The organism is Rheinheimera tangshanensis, from assembly GCF_014645135.1.
Lineage (GTDB): Bacteria > Pseudomonadota > Gammaproteobacteria > Enterobacterales > Alteromonadaceae > Pararheinheimera > Pararheinheimera tangshanensis.
Genome location: NZ_BMLH01000001.1, coordinates 293,805 through 316,324, shown reverse-complemented (window position 1 = coordinate 316,324; position 22,520 = coordinate 293,805). Strand labels below are relative to the sequence as shown.

At 46.4% G+C, this 22,520-nt stretch carries 28 protein-coding genes and 1 riboswitch; of the genes, 15 read left to right on the top strand and 13 right to left on the bottom strand.

Going from position 1 to position 22,520, the window contains the following annotated elements; genetic code table 11:
- Positions 1-12: 12 nt before the first annotated feature.
- Genes ftsX through ftsY form a run of 3 tightly spaced genes read right to left on the bottom strand, consistent with a single transcriptional unit; the run spans position 13 to position 2,830 of the window.
- The gene (ftsX, locus tag IEW88_RS01445; RefSeq protein ID WP_147903015.1) at positions 13-993 is read right to left on the bottom strand and encodes a permease-like cell division protein FtsX; all 981 of its coding nucleotides are present in this window, start codon (positions 991-993) and stop codon (positions 13-15) included.
- The gene (gene ftsE / locus IEW88_RS01440; RefSeq protein ID WP_053423852.1) at positions 990-1,673 is read right to left on the bottom strand and encodes a cell division ATP-binding protein FtsE; all 684 of its coding nucleotides are present in this window, start codon (positions 1,671-1,673) and stop codon (positions 990-992) included. Before ftsE ends, ftsX begins: the two co-directional genes overlap by 4 nt.
- Positions 1,674-1,675: 2 nt before the next feature.
- On the bottom strand, positions 1,676-2,830 hold the full coding sequence (gene ftsY, locus IEW88_RS01435; RefSeq protein WP_147903016.1) for a signal recognition particle-docking protein FtsY: 1,155 nt from the start codon (positions 2,828-2,830) through the stop codon (positions 1,676-1,678).
- 84 nt (positions 2,831-2,914) lie between these two features.
- Between ftsY and rsmD the strand changes: the two genes are divergently transcribed.
- Entirely contained in the window at positions 2,915-3,511 is a 597-nt protein-coding gene (rsmD, locus tag IEW88_RS01430; protein ID WP_147903017.1) for a 16S rRNA (guanine(966)-N(2))-methyltransferase RsmD, read from the top strand.
- A gap of 52 nt (positions 3,512-3,563) precedes the next feature.
- On the opposite strand, the gene IEW88_RS01425 is transcribed toward rsmD, so the two are convergent.
- Together IEW88_RS01425 and IEW88_RS01420 are read right to left on the bottom strand one after the other, a co-directional pair.
- On the bottom strand, positions 3,564-3,932 hold the full coding sequence (locus IEW88_RS01425; protein WP_147903018.1) for a DUF3718 domain-containing protein: 369 nt from the start codon (positions 3,930-3,932) through the stop codon (positions 3,564-3,566).
- Positions 3,933-4,101: 169 nt separating this feature from the next.
- Positions 4,102-4,185, bottom strand: a riboswitch (cyclic di-GMP riboswitch).
- Between the two features lie 107 nt (positions 4,186-4,292).
- On the bottom strand, positions 4,293-4,925 hold the full coding sequence (locus IEW88_RS01420; protein WP_147903019.1) for a YjaG family protein: 633 nt from the start codon (positions 4,923-4,925) through the stop codon (positions 4,293-4,295).
- 162 nt (positions 4,926-5,087) lie between these two features.
- Here IEW88_RS01420 and IEW88_RS01415 point away from each other — a divergent pair, with 162 nt between their 5' ends.
- Entirely contained in the window at positions 5,088-5,486 is a 399-nt protein-coding gene (locus IEW88_RS01415; protein WP_221411348.1) for a DUF2721 domain-containing protein, read from the top strand.
- Here IEW88_RS01415 and IEW88_RS01410 read toward each other — a convergent pair.
- The 3 genes from IEW88_RS01410 to IEW88_RS01400 all read right to left on the bottom strand — a co-directional run bounded on the left by IEW88_RS01410 (position 5,483) and on the right by IEW88_RS01400 (position 7,935).
- On the bottom strand, positions 5,483-6,055 hold the full coding sequence (locus IEW88_RS01410; RefSeq protein WP_147903020.1) for a DUF3833 domain-containing protein: 573 nt from the start codon (positions 6,053-6,055) through the stop codon (positions 5,483-5,485). The two genes, IEW88_RS01415 and IEW88_RS01410, sit on opposite strands and share 4 nt — an antisense overlap.
- Before the next feature lie 105 nt (positions 6,056-6,160).
- Positions 6,161-6,805 (bottom strand): response regulator, encoded by a 645-nt coding sequence (locus IEW88_RS01405; protein ID WP_053423847.1) that lies wholly within the window; start codon positions 6,803-6,805, stop codon positions 6,161-6,163.
- Positions 6,802-7,935 (bottom strand): sensor histidine kinase, encoded by a 1,134-nt coding sequence (locus tag IEW88_RS01400; protein ID WP_147903021.1) that lies wholly within the window; start codon positions 7,933-7,935, stop codon positions 6,802-6,804. The genes IEW88_RS01405 and IEW88_RS01400 overlap by 4 nt, the downstream gene beginning before the upstream one ends.
- Before the next feature lie 155 nt (positions 7,936-8,090).
- Between IEW88_RS01400 and IEW88_RS01395 the strand changes: the two genes are divergently transcribed.
- From IEW88_RS01395 to IEW88_RS01370, 6 genes are all read left to right on the top strand, one after another.
- Positions 8,091-8,840: a DUF2306 domain-containing protein gene (locus IEW88_RS01395; RefSeq protein WP_147903022.1), complete on the top strand. Its 750-nt coding sequence runs from the start codon at positions 8,091-8,093 to the stop codon at positions 8,838-8,840.
- A gap of 156 nt (positions 8,841-8,996) precedes the next feature.
- Positions 8,997-9,560 carry an RNA polymerase sigma factor gene (locus IEW88_RS01390; RefSeq protein ID WP_053423844.1) on the top strand — a complete coding sequence of 188 codons (564 nt, stop codon included), beginning with the start codon at positions 8,997-8,999 and terminating at the stop codon, positions 9,558-9,560.
- Positions 9,535-10,161, top strand: coding sequence for a hypothetical protein (locus tag IEW88_RS01385; RefSeq protein ID WP_147903023.1), 627 nt, complete (start codon positions 9,535-9,537; stop codon positions 10,159-10,161). Before IEW88_RS01390 ends, IEW88_RS01385 begins: the two co-directional genes overlap by 26 nt.
- 20 nt (positions 10,162-10,181) lie before the next feature.
- A complete protein-coding gene (locus tag IEW88_RS01380) occupies positions 10,182-11,102 on the top strand; it encodes a coiled-coil domain-containing protein (RefSeq protein WP_147903024.1) in 921 nt (306 codons plus the stop codon).
- 113 nt (positions 11,103-11,215) lie between these two features.
- Positions 11,216-11,842 (top strand): 2OG-Fe(II) oxygenase, encoded by a 627-nt coding sequence (locus IEW88_RS01375; protein WP_147903025.1) that lies wholly within the window; start codon positions 11,216-11,218, stop codon positions 11,840-11,842.
- 69 nt (positions 11,843-11,911) lie between these two features.
- Entirely contained in the window at positions 11,912-12,676 is a 765-nt protein-coding gene (locus IEW88_RS01370) for a PepSY-associated transmembrane domain-containing protein (RefSeq protein ID WP_229670225.1), read from the top strand.
- Here IEW88_RS01370 and ubiA read toward each other — a convergent pair.
- Together ubiA and IEW88_RS01360 are read right to left on the bottom strand one after the other, a co-directional pair.
- A complete protein-coding gene (gene ubiA, locus IEW88_RS01365) occupies positions 12,628-13,494 on the bottom strand; it encodes a 4-hydroxybenzoate octaprenyltransferase (RefSeq protein WP_147903026.1) in 867 nt (288 codons plus the stop codon). The genes IEW88_RS01370 and ubiA overlap by 49 nt on opposite strands.
- Complete coding sequence (locus tag IEW88_RS01360) at positions 13,491-14,030, bottom strand: chorismate--pyruvate lyase family protein (protein ID WP_147903027.1); 540 nt, start codon at positions 14,028-14,030, stop codon at positions 13,491-13,493. The genes ubiA and IEW88_RS01360 overlap by 4 nt, the downstream gene beginning before the upstream one ends.
- 146 nt (positions 14,031-14,176) lie before the next feature.
- On the opposite strand from IEW88_RS01360, the gene IEW88_RS01355 reads away from it, so the two are divergent.
- Both IEW88_RS01355 and IEW88_RS01350 read left to right on the top strand, forming a co-directional pair.
- Entirely contained in the window at positions 14,177-15,328 is a 1,152-nt protein-coding gene (locus IEW88_RS01355) for an NAD(P)/FAD-dependent oxidoreductase (protein ID WP_185148520.1), read from the top strand.
- 60 nt (positions 15,329-15,388) lie between these two features.
- Positions 15,389-15,799 (top strand): flagellar basal body-associated FliL family protein, encoded by a 411-nt coding sequence (locus IEW88_RS01350; protein WP_147903029.1) that lies wholly within the window; start codon positions 15,389-15,391, stop codon positions 15,797-15,799.
- 21 nt (positions 15,800-15,820) lie between these two features.
- Here the strand turns inward: IEW88_RS01350 and IEW88_RS01345 are convergent, their stop codons facing one another.
- Together IEW88_RS01345 and glpE are read right to left on the bottom strand one after the other, a co-directional pair.
- Positions 15,821-16,669: a rhomboid family intramembrane serine protease gene (locus tag IEW88_RS01345; protein WP_147903030.1), complete on the bottom strand. Its 849-nt coding sequence runs from the start codon at positions 16,667-16,669 to the stop codon at positions 15,821-15,823.
- Entirely contained in the window at positions 16,662-16,988 is a 327-nt protein-coding gene (gene glpE / locus IEW88_RS01340) for a thiosulfate sulfurtransferase GlpE (protein ID WP_053423834.1), read from the bottom strand. Before glpE ends, IEW88_RS01345 begins: the two co-directional genes overlap by 8 nt.
- 236 nt (positions 16,989-17,224) lie before the next feature.
- Between glpE and IEW88_RS01335 the strand changes: the two genes are divergently transcribed.
- The 5 genes from IEW88_RS01335 (at position 17,225) to IEW88_RS01315 (ending at position 20,921) form a co-directional block, all read left to right on the top strand.
- Entirely contained in the window at positions 17,225-17,689 is a 465-nt protein-coding gene (locus IEW88_RS01335) for a hypothetical protein (protein ID WP_053423833.1), read from the top strand.
- A gap of 48 nt (positions 17,690-17,737) precedes the next feature.
- Positions 17,738-17,872 (top strand): DUF2256 domain-containing protein, encoded by a 135-nt coding sequence (locus tag IEW88_RS18760; protein ID WP_082335703.1) that lies wholly within the window; start codon positions 17,738-17,740, stop codon positions 17,870-17,872.
- Between the two features lie 70 nt (positions 17,873-17,942).
- A complete protein-coding gene (locus IEW88_RS01325; RefSeq protein WP_147903031.1) occupies positions 17,943-18,917 on the top strand; it encodes a tetratricopeptide repeat protein in 975 nt (324 codons plus the stop codon).
- A 106-nt stretch (positions 18,918-19,023) separates the two neighbouring features.
- A complete protein-coding gene (locus tag IEW88_RS01320; protein ID WP_053423831.1) occupies positions 19,024-19,896 on the top strand; it encodes an HDOD domain-containing protein in 873 nt (290 codons plus the stop codon).
- A gap of 65 nt (positions 19,897-19,961) precedes the next feature.
- Positions 19,962-20,921 carry a tRNA-dihydrouridine synthase gene (locus IEW88_RS01315; RefSeq protein WP_147903032.1) on the top strand — a complete coding sequence of 320 codons (960 nt, stop codon included), beginning with the start codon at positions 19,962-19,964 and terminating at the stop codon, positions 20,919-20,921.
- Positions 20,922-21,421: 500 nt separating this feature from the next.
- Here the strand turns inward: IEW88_RS01315 and IEW88_RS01310 are convergent, their stop codons facing one another.
- Positions 21,422-22,507 (bottom strand): 2Fe-2S iron-sulfur cluster-binding protein, encoded by a 1,086-nt coding sequence (locus IEW88_RS01310; protein ID WP_147903033.1) that lies wholly within the window; start codon positions 22,505-22,507, stop codon positions 21,422-21,424.
- Positions 22,508-22,520 lie beyond the last annotated feature (13 nt).

Here is a 22,520-nt window from a genome sequence, read left to right as displayed (position 1 = left end):
TACTCCACTCAGTTAAAGGCCTGTAGCTTCAATCTGGCTGATATTGCGACGTACGGCCAAAAAGGAACCAACAAAACCTAAGGCTACAGCAACCAATAACAAATAGCCGAGCTCTGACAGGCTCAAAGGTTGCAGAGTAAAAGTGCTTTCATACAATTGAGTCACATTGGCTATGCCCTGCTTTAACCACCACAGCAGTACTTCCTCGATTAAAAACGTCAGAATGCCGCCGAAAAAACCCAGCCAAATTCCTGTATATAAAAAAGGCCGTTGGATATAGCTGTTGGTCGCACCGACCAGTTTCATTACTTCGATTTCATCTTTTTTATTCAGGATCATCAATCGAATGGTATTACCCACGACCAAAAGTACAGCCACCATCAGCAGCAAAGCGACAGCAATAGCCACCTGACGTACCAAACTGACAATAGCATCCAGTCGTTCTAACCAGCCTATATCCAGTTTGGCCAACTCGACATAGCGCTCTTGTTGCAGGGAAGCTAATAAAGCTGAAGCTGCCACACTGGAGGTATTTCTGGGACTGACCAGCATCACATGAGGTAAAGGATTGTCTTCGATATAACTTAATGCGTCACCAAAACCTGACTCCGCGGTGAATTCAGCCAACGCCTGACTTTTATCAATAAACTGCACATCAGCTACTTCAGGGTTGGCTTGCAACAAGGCTATCAGTTCAGCTATCTGAGTTTCATTGGTGTCCGCTTTTAAAAACAAACTGATTTGTGCTGCCTGATCGACACTGGTGCTGACCTGTTGCAGGTTTTTCACCATCAAATGCAAAGTCACAGGTAAAGTTAAACTGACCCCAAGCACAGCCACTGTTAATAAAGACGACGCCGGAGTCAGCCAGATTTCACCTAAACTGGTCAGTGCCTGGCGCAGATGATGTATCCAAAACATCACAAATTTATTCCACAGACTTTGTTTCACTGCAGTGGCGCCTGTAGCCCGGCCTTGAAATAAAATACTCATTCGTCGGCTCCAGAGGACGTTAAGCCATCGTTGATCATGCGGCCATTTTTTAAAGTCAGGGTCCGGTAACGCATCCGGGCTAATAAACTTAAATCGTGGCTGGCAATCAATACAGAAACCCCAACCTGATTAAAGGCTTCAAATACATTCATAATGTCTTTCGATAACTCTGGATCCAGGTTACCTGTGGGTTCATCTGCCAGCAATAAAGGTGGGCGATTGACCACAGCTCGGGCTATACCTACCCGTTGTTGTTCACCACCAGATAAAGTGTGAGGCAGACAACGCACCTTGTCCAAAAGACCGACTTTATCTAAAGCCGCATGCACACGTTTGGTCATGTCTTTGCCGCTGAAACCTTCAATCACCAGAGGCAAGGCCACATTGTCGAACACGCTATGGTTCATCAACAGTTTATGGTTTTGGAAGATCATACCGATATCGCGGCGCACATAAGGCACCTGACCTTTATTCACCCGACTTAAATCCACACCATTGATAAAGACTTTACCCGTAGTCGGACGCTCAATCAGGCTAATCAGTTTTAATAAGGTACTTTTACCCGCACCTGAATGGCCTGTTAAAAAAGCCATTTCACCTTTTTCCAGATGAAAACTCACTCTGTCCAGCGCAACAAAACCACCGCTATAACTTTTTGTGACTTGCTCAAAACGCAACATAATCAGAGATCCCTGGCGAACAACGCCTTAATAAAATCTTTACTGTCGAAAACCCGTAAGTCGTCGATCCCCTCCCCTACACCTATATAGCGGATAGGTAATTGAAACTGATCAGCGATTGCGAAAATCACACCGCCTTTGGCCGTGCCATCGAGTTTGGTCAAGCTGATGCCGGTAATATCCACAGCTTCTTTAAATAAACGCGCCTGACTTAATGCATTTTGTCCTGTGCCAGCATCCAGCGTCAGCATCACTTCATGCGGTGCATTGGCATCGATTTTTTTCATCACCCGGACTATTTTTTTCAACTCTTCCATTAAGTGCGCTTTGTTTTGCAAACGACCTGCGGTGTCAGCAATCAATACATCCACACCACGGGCTTTGGCTGCCTGATAGGCATCAAAAATCACCGAAGCACTGTCTGCACCGCTATGCTGAGCTATCACCGGAATGGCATTACGCTCGCCCCACACCTGCAATTGCTCTACGGCTGCAGCTCTGAAGGTATCACCAGCGGCTAACATCACTGACTTGCCTTGTTGCTTAAACTGCTGTGCCATTTTGCCAATAGTGGTGGTTTTACCAACACCATTAACCCCTACCATCAGAATCACAAAAGGACCGTCCGCCCCTTTGAGCTGCAGGGGTTGTTCAACATCATCCAGCAACAACGCCATTTCTTGCTGCAACTTATCAAATAGACTATCGGCATCTTTTAGCTGTTTACGATCCGCATGTTGCACCAGCTGTTTAATCAGCTTCTGACTGGTATCTACCCCCACATCGGCCATCAGCAACTGGGTTTCTAATTCTTCGTATAAATCTTCATCAATTTTTTTACCTAAAAACAGACTGGCTAAACCATTACCTAAATTCTGGCTGGTTTTAGTTAAACCTTGTTTTAAGCGGGCAAAAAAACCAGGTCGTTCCGCTGGCTGTGGCTGCAACTCGCTGACCGGCGCTATAGCAGCCGCTGTTGCAGGTTCAGGCTTCACTTCTGCCATTTCTGCAGCAACCTGCTCCTTGGCATGAGGAAGCAGTGTTTCGGGCTGACTTTCTGTCACCGGGATCTGCTGTTCTGCTGAGGAATCAGCCGTATCAGCCTCTGTTTTTTTACCAAAACCAAGCCAGGAGAAGAGTTTATTTTGCTTTGTCATAAAGGTCGCTGCCAGAAGATCCGAAAACTAAGGTAAAATTGGCCCATATAGTATCATCTTTAAGATGCAGGACAAAAATACTCAATGAAAACAGCAAAGGGTCGCAGTACTGCTCCGACACATCAGGGGCCTGGCTTTGTCAGGCTGATCAGTGGCAAATGGAAAGGTCGGCGTTTACCCGTCCTGGATGCGCAAGGATTGAGGCCAACCTCAGACAGAGTCAAAGAGACGCTGTTCAACTGGTTGATGCAGGATGTTGCTGGCAGCACTGTGCTGGACTGTTTTGCCGGTAGCGGCAGTTTAGGGCTAGAAGCTTTGTCGCGCTATGCTGATTTTGTGCTCTTACTGGAAAAAGATGCCAAAGCAGCCACCTTATTGAAACAACATCTGAACACTCTGGGCAGCGATCAAGCCGAAGTTCTGCAGGCAGATACCTTGCTGTGGTTGCAAAAGCCAGCACAGCGTCAGTTTGATCTGGTTTTTATTGATCCGCCCTTTCGGCAAAATATGGCTCTAGCTTGCTGCAAAGCTTTGGCAGAACAAGGCTGGCTCAAGTCAGGGGCTCTGGTTTATCTGGAAACAGAAAAAGAATTGGCTATGGATCAACTGCCCGCAGATTGGGTATTATTAAAAGAAAAGGTAGCAGGGCAACTGGCTTACAGGCTCTGGCAACAACCTTAAAGCCGAAAACAGAAAAGGCGCCATCAGGCGCCTTTTCTATATGCAAATTCGATTAGCTTGCGCTACGTGCTTTGATCGCTTCCAGAATAGGAGAAGAAGCAAAACCATTGCTCGTTGCCCACTCGATATCACCTGATTGAGCAACCTGGCTGCCTGGTAACTGCTTGATAATAAATTCAGCAGTATCCGCCGCATTGTGTTTGATAGCATGACGCACTAAAGGTAAACCGTCACAAACGATACCATCATAAACGCTCTTTAAGCGCAGACGGTTATCTGACAAAGCTTTACGCAGGTTGTTTTTGTTGTTATCAGCTACGTATGCGCAAATAGACTGAACCATTTGGTCATTAGCTGAAGCAATTGGTGCAACAAATTGAGCGGCGGCGATAGCGATTAAAGCAACAAATTTAAATTTCATAACAAGCTCCGGTGTTGGCTAACACTGATCCATCGATCAGGCTGATTGGTCTGTGTAAACAGGCTGAAACTTCAACAACAGCGTGATGCTGTTATTTATCAGCGAACACGAAAGGAGGAGCTTTGATACCAGCGAACTGGTTTAGATGCGTCCTACGTAATCATCGGATTACGGCAGCCCAGCCATCATAGGTTACCCCTTAGATCTGAAGCTTTGCGTGTACTCCCTTTCGGGAGACTTGCCTTTCGAGCGCGCGCATTTTAAGCAGTGAGTGAACTTTATGCAAGAGAAATTTAAGGGCATCTGCACAAAGTTAAAGTATTGACTGTAAAAGAACTATTTATACAGACAGCAAGACTTTTAGCCGTCTGATTTTTGAATATCAGGAACAAGCTCCATGCCCAGATTGCTCAAACCTTGTTCACGCACCCACGCCTTCAGCATTTGTACTTGCTCACGCTGAAAACCATCAGTTAAAGGGGTGACTAACTCGATGAGCTCTGCCAGACAATCCATCTCATACTCCATCAGTTCATGATCACGCACCCACTTTTTCAATTCAGCTTCGGTCGTGATATCGATGTCTTCGGCCTGATGTTCAATAAGACGTGCAACTGAAGCCTGAGAAATTTTGGCGACGTTAACAAACTCTGTTGCATCCTGCGACAGAATACCATTGAGCATCGAATCCAGTGCTGTAGCCGTATCAATAGCAGGATAGACACCAAACATATCAAACTGACTCTGATCCGGAGTCGCTAATTCTAACTCGTTACATAAACGCTCAAAGTTTATTTTCACCTTTTTAACGAACAACCATTCCCACACCAGGTTAAGAATATCGCGACACAACTTCGTATCACCAAAACCTGTGACTTCACTAAAGAGCTGATAATTAGGCAACATACGTTCCAGCAAGGTCGCAGCTATAGCGGCTTGCTGATAAAAGCCCAGTTCACGCATCTTTTGGAAGTTGTTTGCTTTTTGTTTCATGGTTGGTCCATTCCGGTCTGGCAGCTGTGGCTGCGCATCATACACAAGCACAGGCTGACAGAAAACACTGTTATTTTTATTCAGTCTACTATCGGCACAGTGCTAATGCGAATATGATCGGAAACTGAGTCAGTCTCTCTTTTTATGAATACAGGTGATTTTATGTCGATGACCATGACCACCCCCGCTTTATTGTTTCCGGCGATTTCTTTGTTGTTACTGGCCTATACCAACAGGTTTTTAGTGCTGGCTCAGCTTATTCGTCAACTGAATACCCGCGAAGGTGGACAAGTGCGTGATCTTGCAAAACGGCAAATAGAGAATCTGCGGCAGCGGATGTTTTTAATACGATCGATGCAGCGCTGGGGAGTCATCAGTTTTGTACTTTGTACCTTGTCGATGTTTTTTCTGTTTATGCAATGGGGCTTAGCGGGCCAAATAGCTTTTGGCGCCAGCCTCGCCAGTCTGATGTTGAGCTTACTGGTGTCTTTGTATGAAATTCAGATTTCCTGCAATGCGATAAAAATAGAGCTGGAAAGCATGGAGCAAGAGCAGGTTTAACCTGCTCTTAATGTCACCAGTTGCTGCTCTAACGCGCTGCAATCTGCAGTAGTATCCTGCTGCTGAATAGATAAAATAATTTCACCGACTGGCAAACCAAACTTATATAAAGTCGACTGATTCATCAGTTGTTTGGGTGTAACCAGATAGAGCCAGTCTTCCACTTTAACCTCTATCACGCCATCGCCGTCCGGGATTTGCAACACATATTCCCAATACAAGGTATTACCTGCCTGTTGGCCTTTTGCCTGCCCGGTGACATCTGCAGCTGAACCTGTCACTTTTCCTTCATTGTCCACCGCAAGTTGCCAAATGCGCTGCTCAACTCTGCCATCACTGAACTGGAACAACTCAAATAGAGTTCCTTTATTGCCTTGCCATTGGCCACAAAGCTGAGCTTCAAAGCGCACGCTTTGTTTACCTTGCCAGTTTTTAACCACACCATAAGCGTTCAGTGAACCATTAAAGTAGTCGGGCAGATTAAAAATCGGAGTTTGTTGTTGATAATCCTGAACCTGATGGCTACATCCCCACAACAACAGAGGGGCAAACAAAGCAATAAAACGCATAACTGAAACTCCTGGCATGATATGAAACTGTATACGCATGCTTTGTGACTCTGGCTCAGTCTTATCGCATAGCAAAGGAATAGTCCGGTGTGGAATAAAACCGATTTAATGGATCAACCCAAGCTCTAAGGCTAACAGCACAGCTCTGGTTCTGTCACGAACGCCTAATTTAGCCAGAATGCTGGAGATCTGATTTTTTATCGTGCCTTCTGATTTGTAAAGCGCACTGGCAATCTCTTTATTGGCATAACCAGAGGCCATCAGTTGCAAAATTTGCAGCTCTTTTTCTGATAATTCTTCAATTGCAGCCGGACGGGGAAAATGACTGACCGGGCTCAGACCAGACAATAAACGTTCGGTAATAGTGCTTTGAAAGCAGGTGCCGCCTTGCTGCAGCGTTTGAATGGCTGAAACTAAGCTGTCCAAGGATACATCTTTGAGTAAATAACCTTTAGCGCCAAGCTGAATACTCTTTAATACCAGATCATGTTCTTCAAAAGTAGTCAGGATAAGCACAGGAGTTTTTAGTTGCTGCTGCTTTAATAACTCCAGCGTAGCTACTCCATCCACTTTGGGCATAGACAAATCGAGTAAAATCACATCTGGCTGATGCTGTTGCACCAGCTCCACCACAGTGGAGCCATCCTGAGCTTCTGCGACCACTTCCACTACACCAGATAGCTGTAATAAACTTTTTATGCCTTGGCGGATCAGCATTTGATCGTCAACCAGCATTACTCGTAACGTCATAAAGGCAATCCTGCAGGTAAAGTCAGCTGTAATTGAAAATGACTATCTTTGACCAGCCATTGTAAAGTTCCGGCGCAAGAGGCAACCCGCTCTTTCATGCCCGTTAAACCATTGCCGGGTTTCCAATCCGAAGCGACTTTGCCATTGTCATAGATCACTAACTGAACAAAGTGCCCAGCAGGCGTTACTGACAAATAGAACTCACTTGCATGACTGTGTCTTAGCGTATTGGTCAAGGCTTCGCGCACTATTAATAGCAACTGCTGCGCTACTTTTACATCGGCCAGTTCCACATCCACAGGGCAGTCCCAGTGAACTTTCACTCCTGGAACATCTGTCAACAAAGTCTCTAACGCTTGATAAACGGAAAACTGATGCTGCTCTCTTAATGCACTAACCGCTTCTCGCACATCGGACAGCAGCAGTTTAGCAATCTGATGGCATTGCTCTACTTTGGTTTTCGCTTCACCTTGCGTTAAATGGCCAGCGACCTGCAAATTAATAGTTAAAGCCGTTAAATGATGCCCCAATACGTCATGTAAATCCCGCGCAATCCGGGTTCGCTCCTGCTGTTGTGATGCCATCATCAATAAATCCTGAGTGGCCAACAAGTGCTGATGAGTTTGCTGTAATTCTTGTTTAGCTTTTTGTTCGGAGCGGGCCTGATGTTTCATCAGCAAAGCAAAAAAGTGAAAGCTGCTGAATAACAGCCCTGTGATCCACATGGAGCGTTGTTCCAGTGCTGCATCCACGCCATACCATATCGCCATCAGAGCCAGCGTGATCAGTACAGCAGTTCGCATCGAGACCAGATAAGGCAACACTGAGACCCAGATAATGCTCAGAATAGCCAGATAATCCAGCGGTAGCATCCAGTTCAGTGCCAAGGCTGACAAAAGCTGCAGTATGTAACAAATTAAGGCAGAAGGAGCCAGAGGCTCATTGCGCTCGTCACTGCGGGTAACCCAATAAAAGCAAGCACCGTTGAGAGCAAACAAAAGCACAACCCAGGGCCATAACGGCCAGAGTGTGTCATTAGGCCACATCAGCCAAAGACTGAGCATAAAGACCAAAAACCAGGTCAGTAACCCAGCCAATACATCCCATGCTATTGAGTTTTTAAGTTTCATTTGGTTGAACTGATTTACAGGTCTCAGTTTTGCAGTATGCCTGATTTCAAAAATGGCTCAATAGGCCAAAAGTCACAGTGAAACATCCTGACTTCTGGCACCTGCGAAAACACAGCTGAAGCTTTAGTCTGGCAGCATCTGTTTAAGGGAGAATAATGATGTTTATGCTGCACAGCCTGTTATTAAAATTTCATATCCTGCTGGGTGTGATTGCGCTTTTACTATTCTGGTTGCCTATGTTTAGCCGCAAAGGTAGCGCATTGCATCGCCGATCAGGTCGTTATTATGCCTATCTGATGAAAGCTGTGGCTTTGAGTGGTCTGGTGATGACTTGCATGGTCTGGTTTGACCCAATAGAAATTAAAGGCGCAGGCTTGATGGTTGATGGCCAGATCTCACAGCGCAAATTAGAATTTTTGATGCTGATTAATCTGTTTTTGTTTTTACTCAGCCTGCTGAGCTGGGTCACTATCCGTCATGCGACAGGCAGCCTGTTATGCAAACAAAACCGCGAGCCATTAAAACACTGGAGTTATCAGGCTCCCGTCTGGTTATTGGTGGTAGTAGCTCCTTATGCAGCATGGCAAGGTTTTCAGTTTAGTATGCCACTGGTGATGGTCTTTGCCGGCATATCATTAGTCACCTGCTTTAGCATTCTGAGTTATTTACACACGAAGACAGTCACACCCAATCGTTGGCTGATAGAACATGCCTCAGCCATGATAGGTTCTGGTATAGCCGCCTACACCGCATTTTTTGCCTTTGGCGGGCGCGCTTTATTTGCAGAGTTATTAACAGGCCACTGGATGATGTTGCCCTGGCTGCTGCCCAGCTTGATTGGTGTGCCAGCGACTATCTGGTTTAAACGCCGCTTAGCACAGCCGTTAAGAAACTCAGCGTCATAGCCTGTAAAAGCCAAGGAGAATTTCATCAGAAATTCTCCTTTATATTTATATACTTAAAAATATTTCAGAAATATTCCTGCTTTTTTGTCAAATCAGGCAAACTATTTTCAATGCCTATACGACTTATCATCAATACAACTTCACAACAGACTAAAAGTGTTTAAACGCAGCGACGAGAGCTTAATAGAAAAAGCCATAGGCGGCGATGCCAAAGCCTGGCAACAATTGGTGTCGAGATATCAGGCGCCCCTGTATTATTTTGGCCTGCGTTTATTGGGCTCACCAGACGACGCCCGTGATTTATTGCAGGATGTTTTGATTGTCCTGTGCCGAAATCTGGCGCAGTACAGAGGCGACAGCTCGTTTAAAAGCTGGTTGTTTGGCATCGCCAACTACAGAGCTATGGATATGCTCCGCAAGCGTAAAACAACCACAGAGTTTACCGAAGAGCACGATTTTTACGATGATGAAGCACCGAGTTTTGAGCAACAACTCTATGGTCAGCATACGCAGCGGCTGGTACAGCAACAGTTACGATCCTTGCCACCAGAACAACGTCTGGTTGTAGAGCTGAGGTTTTATCAACAGTTTACTTTTGACGAAATTGCCGATCAGCTGGCGCTGTCGAGTAATACCATCAAATCCAGATTTTACGCGGCCTTAGATAAACTGCGTACGCAGTTGGAGTTAGCAAATGTCGAACAGTCAGCAAATTTTTGAAGCCTGGCTGGCCGGGAAAATAACGGCCAGCGAATGCGAACAGCAACTGGATCCGCAGAGTGAATGGCTTGAGCGTTTTCATACAGCACAGATAGTACAGCGTCAGGTGAAAGCACCTTTTTTTGCCCCGGTGCCAGAGATCGACACCATGTCCATCTTTGCACAGCAATGGCAGCGACCAGCCAAAAGCAGCAACTGGTGGCCCAAATTAAGCGTGGCATTTTCGGTACTGGCACTCGTGGTCAGCTTGTCTCCGCTGGAGCTGCAAATGCAGGACAGCGGTCTGACCTTAAGCTGGCGTGGCGGACAACAAATGCAACAGCAGCAACTGGAAACGCTGCTCGCCAGCTATCGTAAGGAGCAACAGGATTATCTTCAGACCCAGTTGCAGAATACGCAGCAGCAACAGGCGTCACAGCTGATTTTGCTGAAGGATTACTTAACCGAACAACAAACCAAAGAAAGGCGTACCGACATGCTGGAACTGGTGGAATACCTCAATCAGCAACGTCAATCAGACTGGCACTACTGGCAGGAAAATTATCAGCCAAGCCAGGCCAGACTAGAACTTGGCGCGTCACCGAATACTCAGAACAGATAACCTAGTGGAGTAACAGTATCATGAAGACATTCAGTAAAGTCTCTTTGTTAGCAGGCCTTGTCATCGCAAGCCATAGTTTTGCCGCCACAGAAGTGAATGCAAAACTCGGCCAGAACCTGAAAATTATGCAGGATATACTGCAAAGCTCATTAGGCGGCCAGGAGCATTCCAGCATAGGCAGGGTCCAGCACAGCTATTTGTACGGACAAGGCGTAGCCTTCCGGGTAGACAGTAACAGCGGCTGGTTACGACATTTTGTTATGCCTCCAATGCCTCCTGTAGCGCCGGCAGCGCCTGGGGCTGCGGTGGCTGTTTCAGCCAATATTGCAAACTCCATTAGCATTTCGGAAAACGGCAACAGCTTTAGCTTTAATTTTGATGAAGAAGCTATGGATGCCATGGTGGAGTCGGCTGAAGCCTGGGCAGAGCAAATACAAGATCAGAATGAAAAGCTGCGGGACTTGCGGGAAGAGCGCCGGGATATAGAGCGGGACTTGCGCGATTATGAACGGGAAAAACGGGATATCGAATTCTCTTCGAAAGTCAGCAAACTCGATGCTGATCAGCAAAAGAAACTAAAAGAAATTAACCAGAAGTCCGAGCAATTAAAAACAAAGTTAGCGGATTTACAAAAGACACTGTCTGCTGAAGAAGCCTTATACAACAAACAAAAGGCAGAGCAGGAAAAACTGGCGAAGCAGCGTCAGATTGAATTGGTGACTAAAGTGGGTCAGGTATTCAGTACGACCTTGTGTGATTATGGCGCCAGTTTAAGAGACTTAAAAGAGCAGGAATTTGTCTCTTTTCAACTTAGTTTGTCAGGCCGTGATAATGCCAGGGATCACTACTGGGTAGTGAAAAAGTCCGATATTAACCAATGTGTTACTGGCAAGATTGACGCACCTGCCCTGCTGAAAAAAGCCAGCTACTATCAGTATTAATCTCTCTTTACTCAAGACAATACAGCACACTCCCGCTGTGTTGTCTTGACAGTGGTTCAGCTTCTGGCGTACAAAGCCGCAATTTCAACCTGCAACAAAGCGGAACAGTTGTGATGCACTACCAATGGCCCACCTTGACAAACTGGCTGGAACAGATAGCACAACCCTTTTATCAGCAGGGTTATGTGGTGCTGGAGCAGGCAATACCGGCAGATTTATGCTGGAGCCTGTATCAGGATGTACAACACCAACAGCTAACCGCAGCCGGAGTCGGACGCCAGGGTCAATATCAGCTTAATCAACAAGTAAGGCGCGATCACACCGCCTGGCTGAGCCAGGATAACCCAGTGCAGCAGCAGTATTTACAATTGATGGCCCAGCTGCAGCAGGATATGAATCAACGCTGTTTTTTAGGGCTGATCGATTTCGAAGCGCACTACGCCCGTTATCAACAGGGTGATTTTTATCAAAAACATCTGGATGCTTTTGTCGGTCGTTCGAACCGGGTGCTCTCCAGCGTTTGTTATCTGAATACTGTCGAGCAAGGTGGAGAATTGGTGCTCTATGATGAACAGGAGCAGTTTTTAACTAAAGTTCAACCCAAAGCTGGCACTTTAGTAATTTTTGAAAGTTGCCGTTTTCCGCATGAAGTTTTACCTGCAACACAAATCCGTTACAGCATAGCCGGCTGGTTCAGGCATAACAGCAGCATTCAGGGCCTGGTTGACCCGCAACAGTAGCAAACACAAAACACTCGCGCTGTAATCTGCTTCAAGGCAAGATAGTAAGAAAAATCGGGAATCACACCTGTGTCTAAATCTTCGCCTTTATCATTAATACCAGTATCACTGGTTCGTCTGTCATTCTGGCGTAAGCTGCACAAATACCTTGGTTGGCTTTTGTTACTGCAACTACTTTGCTGGTTTGGCAGTGGTCTGGTGATGAGTCTGTTGCCTATTAGTGAAGTGCGCGGTGAACATCTGCGCCAAGCCCTGCCCCTGCCCGATTGGACTCAGGCCATTTCTCCCGCCGCTTTGGCCCAACAGCACCCGCAACATCAGCTTAAACTCAGCCAACAAGGCTCAACCCCTGTGTATCAATTCAGCACCGGTGAGGAGCAACTGTATTACTCCGCCCTGACCGCAGAGGCCTTGCCGCCTCTAACCCAAGCCCAGATAAAAACATTGGCGCAGCGACAGTATCAGGGCAGCACTGAAATCCAACATATACAGCGTCTGCAACAGGTACCTTTTGAAGTCAGGCACTTAACTGCGCCTTTATGGCAAGTACAGTTTGCAGATGAAGAAGGCAGCAGCTTTTATCTGGAAGAGTACACTGGCAAGGTGCTGTCAGTGCGCACCAATAATTGGCGTCTCTTCGATTTTGTCTGGATGTTACATATTATGGATTATCAGGACAGGGAAGATTTTAATCACCCACTATTGATCCTGTTTTCAGCTACGGCGTTATTTTTCACATTGACCGGCGCATTCCTATTGCCATGGCGATACCGAAAAACAGCGCTTTATAATAAAGATAAACCTATACCAGCAAATAACAACAAACCGCTGTAATGATTGTTTAAAAACGCCTGAAAACACCCCGCCCTGCCCTGAGTTTTTGCTTGCCAGTGCTGATGGACAAAACTCAGCAGCACAAGTAGCAATGCGGTATAAAAAAATAAACCCAGGCCATTTTGTTGCCCTACCCAAGCCATCAAACCTAAGAACAACAACTGCAGAGCAGCAATCACAGGATGGCAATACCGGCCAAATAATAACGCAGTGGATTTAACGCCTATCTTCAGATCATCATCCCTGTCGACCATGGCATAAAACGTATCATAAGCCACAGTCCAGGCTAAATTCGCTAAATACAAAGCCCAAATCCATAACGGAATTGAGCCGGTGACCGCCATAGCCGCCATAGGAATTCCCCAACTGTAAGCGGCCCCTAATACAAATTGTGGCAGGTAAGTAAAGCGTTTCATAAAGGGATAAAGAGTAGCAAGTAGCACAGCCACTAAGGACAACAACTGCGTGGCCGGATTTAAAAACAATAATAGACAGGCGCTACAGACCAACAACAGCACAAAAAGCTGCAAAGCTTCACTACTACTGACCAAACCCAGAGCCAGAGGTCGCGCTTTGGTTCTCTCCACATGACCATCAAAATGACGGTCAGCATAGTCGTTGATCACACAACCTGCCGAACGCATCAGCACCACACCTGCACTGAATACGACAAGCAGAGTCAAATCTGGCAAACCAGACGACACCAGCCATAAAGCCCACCAGGTGGGCCAGAGCAGCAAATAAATACCTATAGGCCTGTCCAAGCGCATTAACTGCCGGTAATAAGGCCACTGCCGCCACTCTAACTGCCATCTCATAGTTCAAGCACTCCGGGTAAAAAGATTTCCTGCACTAGCAATGGCTGCTGTTGTACCGAAAAGATTGAGCGTCTGGCCCATAGCTGTTTTTGCTCCCCCAACACAGGCAACACCAGACCAGCCTGCAGCAAAGCCACATCAATAGGTCCGCGCTCTAAACTGTCATGCTGGAAAATATACTCGCCTAAAGGTTGCGCGCCTAAACGGGCTAAAGGTTCCATCTGCTCCAGAGTTGATTCTGGTAACCAGCTTTGTGCATAGATACAGGCTTTGGCATCACACCAGAGGATCACATCCCGTTTTAATCCCTCACTTTGTTGCCATTGCTGTTGCAAAGGTTCTGGCAACTTTTGCCAATGTTCGGTTACCAGTTCCAGCCTGAACTCCTGACAGCGTTTTTTCAGCAGAGCCGTCAGCGAACCCTGACTTAATAACCAGGGTTTAAGCCTATCAGGAAGCAGCGACTGCTGGGCGCTTTGCCATAAAGCATGGAGTTGAAAAAGACTGTCTGTGCTGTGCATAAAATCAAACTGCATCCAAGTTGCTGCGCATCATAACAATTTTGCCATCATATTGGTACGCGAGCTGATCTGATGCTCTTCTCCCACCTCAGGTGATCTAATGCCTTTATGCGGAAAATTGATTACCATAGCGGCATATTTTCGTCAGATTGCCTTCAGTGATGATCCATTACCATACCTTAATTATCGGAGCCGGTTACGCCGGTTACAGCCTGGCTAAAGAACTGCGTAAGTTAGATCCGAACCGTACTATTTTGCTTATCAGCAGCGATAGCGCAGATTATTACTCTAAACCTTTGTTATCAAATGGCTTTAGTAAACAAAAAAGCGCAGCTGAGCTTATCCAAAAAACGGCAGAACAGATGGCTGCCGAGCTGAACATCAGCATTTGGCCGTTTTGCCATGCACAGCGTATTGATGCGACACAGCATCAGCTACATACGGATAAAGGCCTGTTGCATTATCAACAATTGGTACTGGCAACAGGAGCCAGCCCAGTCAAACTGCCACTGCCTGCTGCGACTGAAGGCCTGGTCTGGTCTGTGAATGACTTAACAGATTACCAAAAGTTTTTAGAGCTAAGTCAGGGGAAGAGAAAAATTACCGTGTTAGGAGCAGGCTTGGTTGGCATTGAATACGCTAATGATTTAGCCCTCGCAGGTTTTCAGGTTGACGTGATAGCACTGGAACAGCAACCTTTAGCACAACTGCTGCCGCCTGAATTAGGCCAGGTGTTACAACAACAATTAAAAGCGGCAGGCGTCCAGTTTTATTGGGGCAGCGCCATAGCTGAAGCGAAACGGGTTGAACAGCAGCTCCAGTTAGTTTTGGCCGATGGCCGTCATCTGGAAACAGAGCTGATCCTCAGCGCAGTGGGTTTAAAGCCAAAACTGGAACTGGCCGCAGCAGCAAGGATCGACTGTGGAAAAGGCATCAAGGTTAATCAAAATCTGGCAACTTCGGTGGCTGATATCTATGCTTTGGGCGATTGTGCTGAGGTTTGTGGTTATAACCTGATGTATATTCAGCCTATCGGTTTGTCGGCCAAAGCTTTGGCTTTGACTTTGACCGGACAACAGACTGCGGTGCAATTTCCTGTTATGCCTGTGATAGTGAAATCACCAGCTTTAGCTGTGGTCAGTTGGCCAGCTCCATCACAACAACAAGGGGAATGGACTTTTGAAGGACAAGGACAGGATTGGGTTGCAAAATATCAAAACAATGCCGGTGTGTTGCTGGGTTTTGCCTTAACCGGAAAAATGGTGGCACAACGCTTACGATTGGCAAAAGAAATGCCTGCTTTGATAGCTTAACGCCTGGCCTTCGGGTAAGATCCTTTTTGAATGTTTGATAAAAATGAAAGAGTAAACCGGATGAAAAAAGCGCTGACTTGTTTTGTTTTTTTATTGTTGAGTCAAAATCTTTGGGCTCAGGATGCGGCCAACACGCCGATGAAGGCGAATTATGCTTATTATGGTTTTGACCCGGATATAGTGACCAACTATGTCACGCCTACGACGGAAGAATTAGGTTATGTGCGGGTGACTCTGGAATTAATGATTATGGATAAAAAGTATCTGGACGTGGTGACCCACCATGAGCCATTGATCCTGGATAAAATTGTCGCCATTTTTGGTCGGGAAAATGCTGACACTATTAAATCATTAACAGGTCGTGAAGAAATTCGATTAAAAATTCTGAATCAACTGCGTGATACGCTGAAAAAAGAGACAGGCCAGGATATTTTAAAAGACGTATTATTTACTAAGTACCTGTACCACTAACAGCCCAGACTCACCGTACTGTCAGCGCTGTACGGTGAGAACTTTACTTGCAGTAACTAACACTACAGCACAGAGCATTCCAGATAACAAACCAGCAAGATGCGCCCAATTTGCCATCGAAATCCATAACAGATCAAAAAAGCCAATCAAAAGCCAAATCAGCATAAAGCCAACTAAAGCATGGCTGATGTGCAGACCCCAATTCGGTCTGACTAAACCGCATATCCAATAAAAACCAAAGAGTCCGTACACCAGGCCAGACATACCGCCAAAGTTAGCATCGACCACAACAAACTGCAGCAGATTGGAGGCCAACAATACAATAAGAGTCAGACTGATAGCGGTAATACGGCCTAATTTCAGCTCCAGCGGTCCAAGTAAATACCACACCCAAATCAGGTTAAAGACCAAATGGGACGCTGAAAAATGCAACCACCCCGGCGTGAACCAGCGCCAACCTTGCTCCAGACTTAACCCCAGTTGTGGCTGAAGCTGCAGTGCTGCCAACGCCGACCAGGGATCCAGTTGTTGCCAGCCATACACCAACAAAGCGGATAACCAAATCAGATGAGTAAACCAGCCGCCTTGAGCCCATAACTGTTGCCAATAACCGGATAAACCTGCTGAGCCGGCACCAGAGGCTACGACTTGAGCTCTATCCCAGGCTGCAGCCTGATAACGAGCTGCGTAAGGATCCATTAAAAAACGCTCTAACTCAGCCATCACCTGCTCTGCATGCTCTGGTGCACACCAAAGCTCAGCCTGCGCTGCGGAATGCACCACCACACTGACATCCAGTTGTTGATTTTTGCAATAATCTGCCAGACTCAAAGCCGCAGCAGAAGAAGCAAACTCACCAATTTTAATCATGAGATTCAGTGACAAAAGGCAATTGTGAACGCCAGGCTTCAAAACCACCATCCATACTAAAGACGGTTTCAAAACCTTGTTGTGCCAGATACTGAGCGGCGCCCTGACTGGAATTTCCGTGATAACAGACCACCACCACCGGAGTTTCAAACTCAGTTTGTTGCATAAACTGATTCAGACTGCCGTTAGTTAAATGGAATGAACCGGCAATATGACCGGAGGCATAACTTTGCTCGTCACGAATATCCACTACCACAGCTTTATGCTGCTCTATTTGCTCCAGCGCTGTAGCGACTGAAATACGACTGAACTCACTCATAGGGCACTCCCTTTACAACTTCAGATCCACATCAATATCGCGATTGTAGCCCAGCCAAGCCAGCTTGAGTACCGCAGACTACTCAGGATCCGCTGAACAGCGGATAACTGGCGAAGAAACAACCAGCCAAACCGGCTAAATAACGCATTAAAACACCAAGTTAACAATTACAGCTTTAGCTATAGCCCAAGCTTAGGTAAAATAGCGCGCCTTGTTGGTTTGGAAACAGAGTACTCATGTCAGATAGTCCCTTGTATTTAATTTACGATCCTGCCTTTGATGATATGGATGCTGAGGGCTGCCCGGGATTTGGTTTTATACTGGTGTTTGACGAGCAGGATCTGGACAGCTATCAATCTGGTGAAAATCCACCTTTTCCCGCTGTGTCCATGTTATTTACTGACCACGCCGATGGCAGTATCAGCGGAGATTTATTAGGTTGGGCGCAACTGGACGCGGAAATATTCCAGCAGTTTCCATTAGGCCAATTTTTCCAGCTAATGGAGCAAGCAGCTCAGGTGGCGATTAACGCTTATCGTCAGGTCGGTCAGGTGCCGGACAAACTGATAGCGCAATTGTTACCTGACGATGATTTAATTCAGTTTGATGTGCAATTTGCGACGTTAGAACTGAATGACGCCGAAGCAGAATCGCAACTGGCCAAACAAATGATGTCAGGCCGTCCTTATTTAGATTCTTAAGCGATCTTTTTCCCTCAAGGCTCCGTATCCTGACCAAACGGAGCCTGTATGACCCATCATAAACTTCATCTTCCACAAAAAATCTGTGCCTGCTGTGGCTTAGCCTTCAGCTGGCGAAAAAAATGGCAAAAAAACTGGCCTGAAGTGAAATATTGCTCAGAGCGTTGCCGCCGGAAAAAGTGACCTTCGGCCTATTGTGAGTCGTAGCACAACTCCTGTTCAATAAGGGTTAACCCAGAGCACAGGAACCCTTATGAAAACTTTGTATCTTTTCGCTGCTGTCAGCAGTTTCTCCTTAGTCGCCAGCGACTTAAGCACCTATGATTTATTGCTCGAGCAAGATAAATTCCGTCAGCTACAGCAGCAACTTGAGCAGGACACTCAACTGCCTGCCCGAGACATCTTGGTGCTGCAGTTAAAAAGTATGCTGGGGTTGGGTCAGGTTGAGCAAGCCGAGCTACTGGCAGAGAAGGCGTTGCAACAGTATCCGCAAGATGCAGAACTGCTGCGCCTTGCAGCATTAAATCAGTTTAATCTGGCACAACAGAGTAGTATTTTCTCTGCGGGATCTTATGCCAGGGCCGGTTTGGCTTTATTGAAACAGGCCATGGCAGCAAACCCTGGCGATTTGGAAACTCAACACAGCTTGATTGGGTTTTATCTGCAAGCTCCTGCTATTGCAGGTGGCGACACCGAAGAAGCAACAAGACTGGCCAAAGCTATGGCGGAAAAACATCAGCCAGAAGGCACCTTAGCGGCTATTGATGTGTTGATGGACGATGACAAACTAGCAGAGGCTATTGCCCTTGCCGAACAGCAGCTGCAACAGCATCCAAAGCACCCTGCTCTGCTGGGCACTTATGCCAACTTGCTCAGTTTAAATAATCAAGCTTCAAAGGCTTTTCTGCACTACCAAAAAGCCGCAGTTGCTGCGACAGATTTGTCAGAGCAGCAAAGCTATTACTATCAACTGGGCCGCCTGGCTGCGACAGCTGAACAAAACGCCAAAACAGGTCAGCAAGCGCTGCTGAACTATTTAGCCTTTTATCAGGACAGTGACAACACCAGATTCAGCTGGGCACAATTACGCCTGGCTCAGATTTATTCGTTACAACAGCAACAGGATAAAGCCAGAGACTTGTTGCAACAGATCAAAAACCAGCAGCAGGATGATGACAAACTGCAAACTGAGCTGAAAAAACTGGAAAAACAACTGAAACAGGCCTGAAACCTCGGTTGTATGCACGGGATCGTCGGATCCCGTTTTGCTTTTTCAGCGCAGGCCTTTTACTATAGGCACTTTATTTCATCACTCAGTTCGCCGGAATAGCAGCATGGCAAAAGCAATTAATATGGCCGAGGTAGAAAAAGCATTAAGTGGCTTTACTATTCCCCCTCAGCCGACTGTTTTATTAAGTATCAAAGCAGAAATTGAAAGTGATGATCCGAACATCAAGCGCATTGCTGAGCTGATCAATCAGGATCTGGGTATTGCTGGTTTCACTCTCAAGGTAGTGAACTCCGTCTATTTTGGTTTGCGCCGAAAAATCAGCTCGGTCGAACATGCCTGTAAGTTTTTAGGTTTAAACCGGGTGATTAAATTAGTCAGCTCTGTGGTGCTGCGTTTTACTTTAAGTGAAGGCCGCACCGACCGTTTTACTGAAAACCTGTGGCAAAGTGCCGGCAATGTCGCCAATGCCGCAACCCTGTTAGCTCAGCAATTGCGTTATGGCACAGATTGCGCTGACGACGCCTACAGCCTGGGTTTATTCCATAATGCCGGTATGCTGCTGATCAGCAGCCAGTTTAAAGACTACGCCAAAGTGCTGAAACAAGCTCACCTGGCTGGTTACAGTATGTCTGATGCTGAAGACCAGAATTTCCAGACCACCCATGAGCTACTGGGCTACATGATTGCGCAGTCCTGGGGTTTAGCACCTGAGCTGACCAATGTGATTGCCTATCACCACAGCCACGCGCTGATCCTGGCATCCAATGATATCTACGAAAAACGGCTGTTTGCCCTGCTGAAACTGGCGGAGCACATGACGGACGAAAACAAAGTGCTGCTGGATTTAGACGAAGATCAGGAATGGGAGCAGCATAAAGCCACTATTCTGGATATTCTGGAGCTGGACGAACTGGCCCTGCACGACTTAGGCGACTATCTGCAGCAGCAAGGTGTGCCCAACCGCTACCACGCTTAAGTTTGGGAGCTTCGGCTCCCTTTTTGTTTATGCTTTTATTTTAGTTAACCAGAGTTCTATCCAAGATGCGTATTGTATTAGCCCCAATGGAGGGTGTGGTGGACCACTTAATGCGGGATATGCTCACCCGTATTGGTGGTTTTGATTTATGCATCACTGAATTTGTCCGGGTGGTGGACCAACTGTTGCCAAACCGGGTCTTTACCCGTATTTGTCCTGAATTAAAACAAGGTGGAGTGACTCCAGCCGGTGTGCCTGTGCGGGTCCAGTTATTGGGTCAAGAACCACAATGGCTGGCCGAAAATGCCGTGCGCGCTGTGCAGCTTGGCTCTCCAGGCGTTGATTTAAATTTTGGCTGCCCGGCTAAGGCGGTCAATAAAAGCCGTGGCGGCGCTGTGCTTTTAAAAGAAACCGAAACCCTGTATCAGATTATTAAAGCAGTGCGTGATGCAGTGCCTTCGCAGTTTCCAGTCACAGCAAAAATCCGTTTAGGTTTTGACGATACCAGCCTGACACTCGACAATGCCCGCGCTATTTATGAAGCTGGCGCAAGCGAGCTGACAGTGCATGCCCGCACTAAAAGCGACGGCTATCGACCCCCTGCTTATTGGCCCTGGATAGAGAAAATTCGCCAGACCATACCTTTAAATGTGGTGGCCAATGGTGAAATCTGGACACCTGAAGATGCGGCTTTATGTTTAGAGCAATCCGGCAGTACAGATTTAATGTTAGGCCGTGGCGCTTTAGCCAGCCCTGGCTTAGCCCGCGATATCAAGCAGCACTTTGCCAATGGCACTCATCAAAAAATGCCATGGCCCCAGGTGCTGGAGCTGCTGTTGCAATACTCAGATTACGAGATTGCAGGCGATAAAGGCCTGTATTACTCCAACCGCATCAAACAATGGTTTAGCTACCTGAAGTTGCAATATGCCGAAGCTGAAGTCTTGTTCCAGCAACTGCGTGTACAGCAAAAAGCAGCGGATTTAGTGGCGACTTTGCGTGGGGCTTTGGTAGTGCTTACCTAATATTATCGAATGTTAACTACACTGTACCTTGTAATAAAATATTCTGAATAATGGTAGTTTAAAAAGTACTATATGAAAAAAGTGGTCACAGCCCCACAAAGATAGCTATCGCATAATTGGTACAAATGCATAAACCATGTTAACATCAAATCACTTTGATTAAAAAATCAAGGTAAATTAGAGTAATTAATAAATATATGAGGTTAACATGTTAAAATATCATATAAAGAAAATCATCCTAGTCGGAATTTTAGCCTTAGGTTCATTTTCCGCCGCTATCTATGCCAGTAGTTGCCATGCATCTTTAATTAATATGTGTGTTCAGTATAACGTGTGTTTATGTGACGTTATGTAAGGATTTACAAGACGCGCGATTAATTGTGGCTCATTACTAATGACCATTCCACCATCAAGTGAAATGGTCTCTTCCAAGATTTAGCTCTGACAAGACAAAGCACCGATGTATTCTAAAGTTTCATCACCTAAACACCATTACATTTCTAGTTCGTGTTAATAAGTAATGTAACTACTTCATCAGCGATTTCGCTTACACTATCCACACTCAACACCAAAGCCGAAGTCGGCTGAATACAACAAGCTAATACCTCATCTCCACCACAACTGATACTGGGTTCCAGCACTTGCTGGTATTCACCTTTGACAACCCGCACTTTACAAAGGCCACAAGAGCCACCTTTGCAGTCGTAATTCAACGGTACTCTGGCAGCAAGAATAGCGTCCAGCACTGATTTATGGCCCTGACTGTCGGCAAATACACCATTGATCTCAATAGGGAAACTTTGCTCGCTTGCCGAAGCACTAAAAAACTCGGCATAACAATGCTGTGCACCTAAAATGCCCAAATCATAAATCAGCTGCTCCACCATTTTGGCAGAAGCACAAAAGTAATACTGAGCCTGCGGGCCAGCGAGCTTGTATAAATACCCTGCATCAATGCGGCCTTTAAAGCCTTGCCAGTCCGCTGGTGGTTGAGTCAAAGCAATACGAAGTTGTAAACGGGGCAAACGGCGCAGTAACGGATAAAATACGATATCTTCCAGGCGGCGGGCCTGATACACCAGAAACACCTGACGTTTTTGCCGGATAGCAGCATACGCCATCGCCAGCATAGGGGTAATACCAACACCACCTGCCACCAATACCAGAGGCTGGCGCGAGCGGTTTAATAAAAAATGCCCACGTGGATAAGAGCTTTCGACCAGATCCCCCACTTTTAACTGCTGGAATAATGCCTGGCTTAAGCGGCCATCGGTTTCTGCTTTAATCACCAATTGGTAGTAACGCTGCTGACTGCAATCCTGTGCCAATGAATAAGCCCGGCTGACAGGTTTGCCCTGTAAGTCTTTGCCATAAAGCAAAATATGCTGACCCGCTTTGGCCTTAGGCAATAACAAGCCATCCGGATGCTGCAGCCATAACTTCAGATACTGACCCTGACGTTTGACCCTCACCAGTTGAAGTTTCAAACGCTGGTTCTGTAATTTTGGCAAAGCAATATGCTGCCAATAACCACGGCCAAATAAGAAGAGTGTCAAAAACAGCAGAGCAAAAGTCAGGGCGATCATTGGAGTCGTAGCG

What these genes read in the sequence shown, in the direction of transcription:
- IEW88_RS01355 (WP_185148520.1), top strand. Translation starts at nt 14,177, where the DNA reads ATGATCCATTACCATACCTTAATTATCGGAGCCGGTTACGCCGGTTAC.
- ftsX (WP_147903015.1), bottom strand. Translation starts at nt 993, where the DNA reads ATGAGTATTTTATTTCAAGGCCGGGCTACAGGCGCCACTGCAGTGAAA.
- IEW88_RS01335 (WP_053423833.1), top strand. Translation starts at nt 17,225, where the DNA reads ATGTCAGATAGTCCCTTGTATTTAATTTACGATCCTGCCTTTGATGAT.
- IEW88_RS01315 (WP_147903032.1), top strand. Translation starts at nt 19,962, where the DNA reads ATGCGTATTGTATTAGCCCCAATGGAGGGTGTGGTGGACCACTTAATG.
- IEW88_RS01310 (WP_147903033.1), bottom strand. Translation starts at nt 22,507, where the DNA reads ATGATCGCCCTGACTTTTGCTCTGCTGTTTTTGACACTCTTCTTATTT.
- IEW88_RS01405 (WP_053423847.1), bottom strand. Translation starts at nt 6,805, where the DNA reads ATGACGTTACGAGTAATGCTGGTTGACGATCAAATGCTGATCCGCCAA.
- IEW88_RS01360 (WP_147903027.1), bottom strand. Translation starts at nt 14,030, where the DNA reads ATGCAGTTTGATTTTATGCACAGCACAGACAGTCTTTTTCAACTCCAT.
- rsmD (WP_147903017.1), top strand. Translation starts at nt 2,915, where the DNA reads ATGAAAACAGCAAAGGGTCGCAGTACTGCTCCGACACATCAGGGGCCT.
- IEW88_RS01375 (WP_147903025.1), top strand. Translation starts at nt 11,216, where the DNA reads ATGCACTACCAATGGCCCACCTTGACAAACTGGCTGGAACAGATAGCA.
- IEW88_RS01320 (WP_053423831.1), top strand. Translation starts at nt 19,024, where the DNA reads ATGGCAAAAGCAATTAATATGGCCGAGGTAGAAAAAGCATTAAGTGGC.
- IEW88_RS18760 (WP_082335703.1), top strand. Translation starts at nt 17,738, where the DNA reads ATGACCCATCATAAACTTCATCTTCCACAAAAAATCTGTGCCTGCTGT.
- IEW88_RS01385 (WP_147903023.1), top strand. Translation starts at nt 9,535, where the DNA reads ATGTCGAACAGTCAGCAAATTTTTGAAGCCTGGCTGGCCGGGAAAATA.
- ftsY (WP_147903016.1), bottom strand. Translation starts at nt 2,830, where the DNA reads ATGACAAAGCAAAATAAACTCTTCTCCTGGCTTGGTTTTGGTAAAAAA.
- IEW88_RS01410 (WP_147903020.1), bottom strand. Translation starts at nt 6,055, where the DNA reads ATGCGTTTTATTGCTTTGTTTGCCCCTCTGTTGTTGTGGGGATGTAGC.
- IEW88_RS01350 (WP_147903029.1), top strand. Translation starts at nt 15,389, where the DNA reads ATGAAAAAAGCGCTGACTTGTTTTGTTTTTTTATTGTTGAGTCAAAAT.
- IEW88_RS01400 (WP_147903021.1), bottom strand. Translation starts at nt 7,935, where the DNA reads ATGAAACTTAAAAACTCAATAGCATGGGATGTATTGGCTGGGTTACTG.
- IEW88_RS01325 (WP_147903031.1), top strand. Translation starts at nt 17,943, where the DNA reads ATGAAAACTTTGTATCTTTTCGCTGCTGTCAGCAGTTTCTCCTTAGTC.
- glpE (WP_053423834.1), bottom strand. Translation starts at nt 16,988, where the DNA reads ATGAGTGAGTTCAGTCGTATTTCAGTCGCTACAGCGCTGGAGCAAATA.
- IEW88_RS01425 (WP_147903018.1), bottom strand. Translation starts at nt 3,932, where the DNA reads ATGAAATTTAAATTTGTTGCTTTAATCGCTATCGCCGCCGCTCAATTT.
- IEW88_RS01415 (WP_221411348.1), top strand. Translation starts at nt 5,088, where the DNA reads ATGTCGATGACCATGACCACCCCCGCTTTATTGTTTCCGGCGATTTCT.
- IEW88_RS01380 (WP_147903024.1), top strand. Translation starts at nt 10,182, where the DNA reads ATGAAGACATTCAGTAAAGTCTCTTTGTTAGCAGGCCTTGTCATCGCA.
- ubiA (WP_147903026.1), bottom strand. Translation starts at nt 13,494, where the DNA reads ATGAGATGGCAGTTAGAGTGGCGGCAGTGGCCTTATTACCGGCAGTTA.
- IEW88_RS01395 (WP_147903022.1), top strand. Translation starts at nt 8,091, where the DNA reads ATGATGTTTATGCTGCACAGCCTGTTATTAAAATTTCATATCCTGCTG.
- IEW88_RS01420 (WP_147903019.1), bottom strand. Translation starts at nt 4,925, where the DNA reads ATGAAACAAAAAGCAAACAACTTCCAAAAGATGCGTGAACTGGGCTTT.
- IEW88_RS01345 (WP_147903030.1), bottom strand. Translation starts at nt 16,669, where the DNA reads ATGATTAAAATTGGTGAGTTTGCTTCTTCTGCTGCGGCTTTGAGTCTG.
- ftsE (WP_053423852.1), bottom strand. Translation starts at nt 1,673, where the DNA reads ATGTTGCGTTTTGAGCAAGTCACAAAAAGTTATAGCGGTGGTTTTGTT.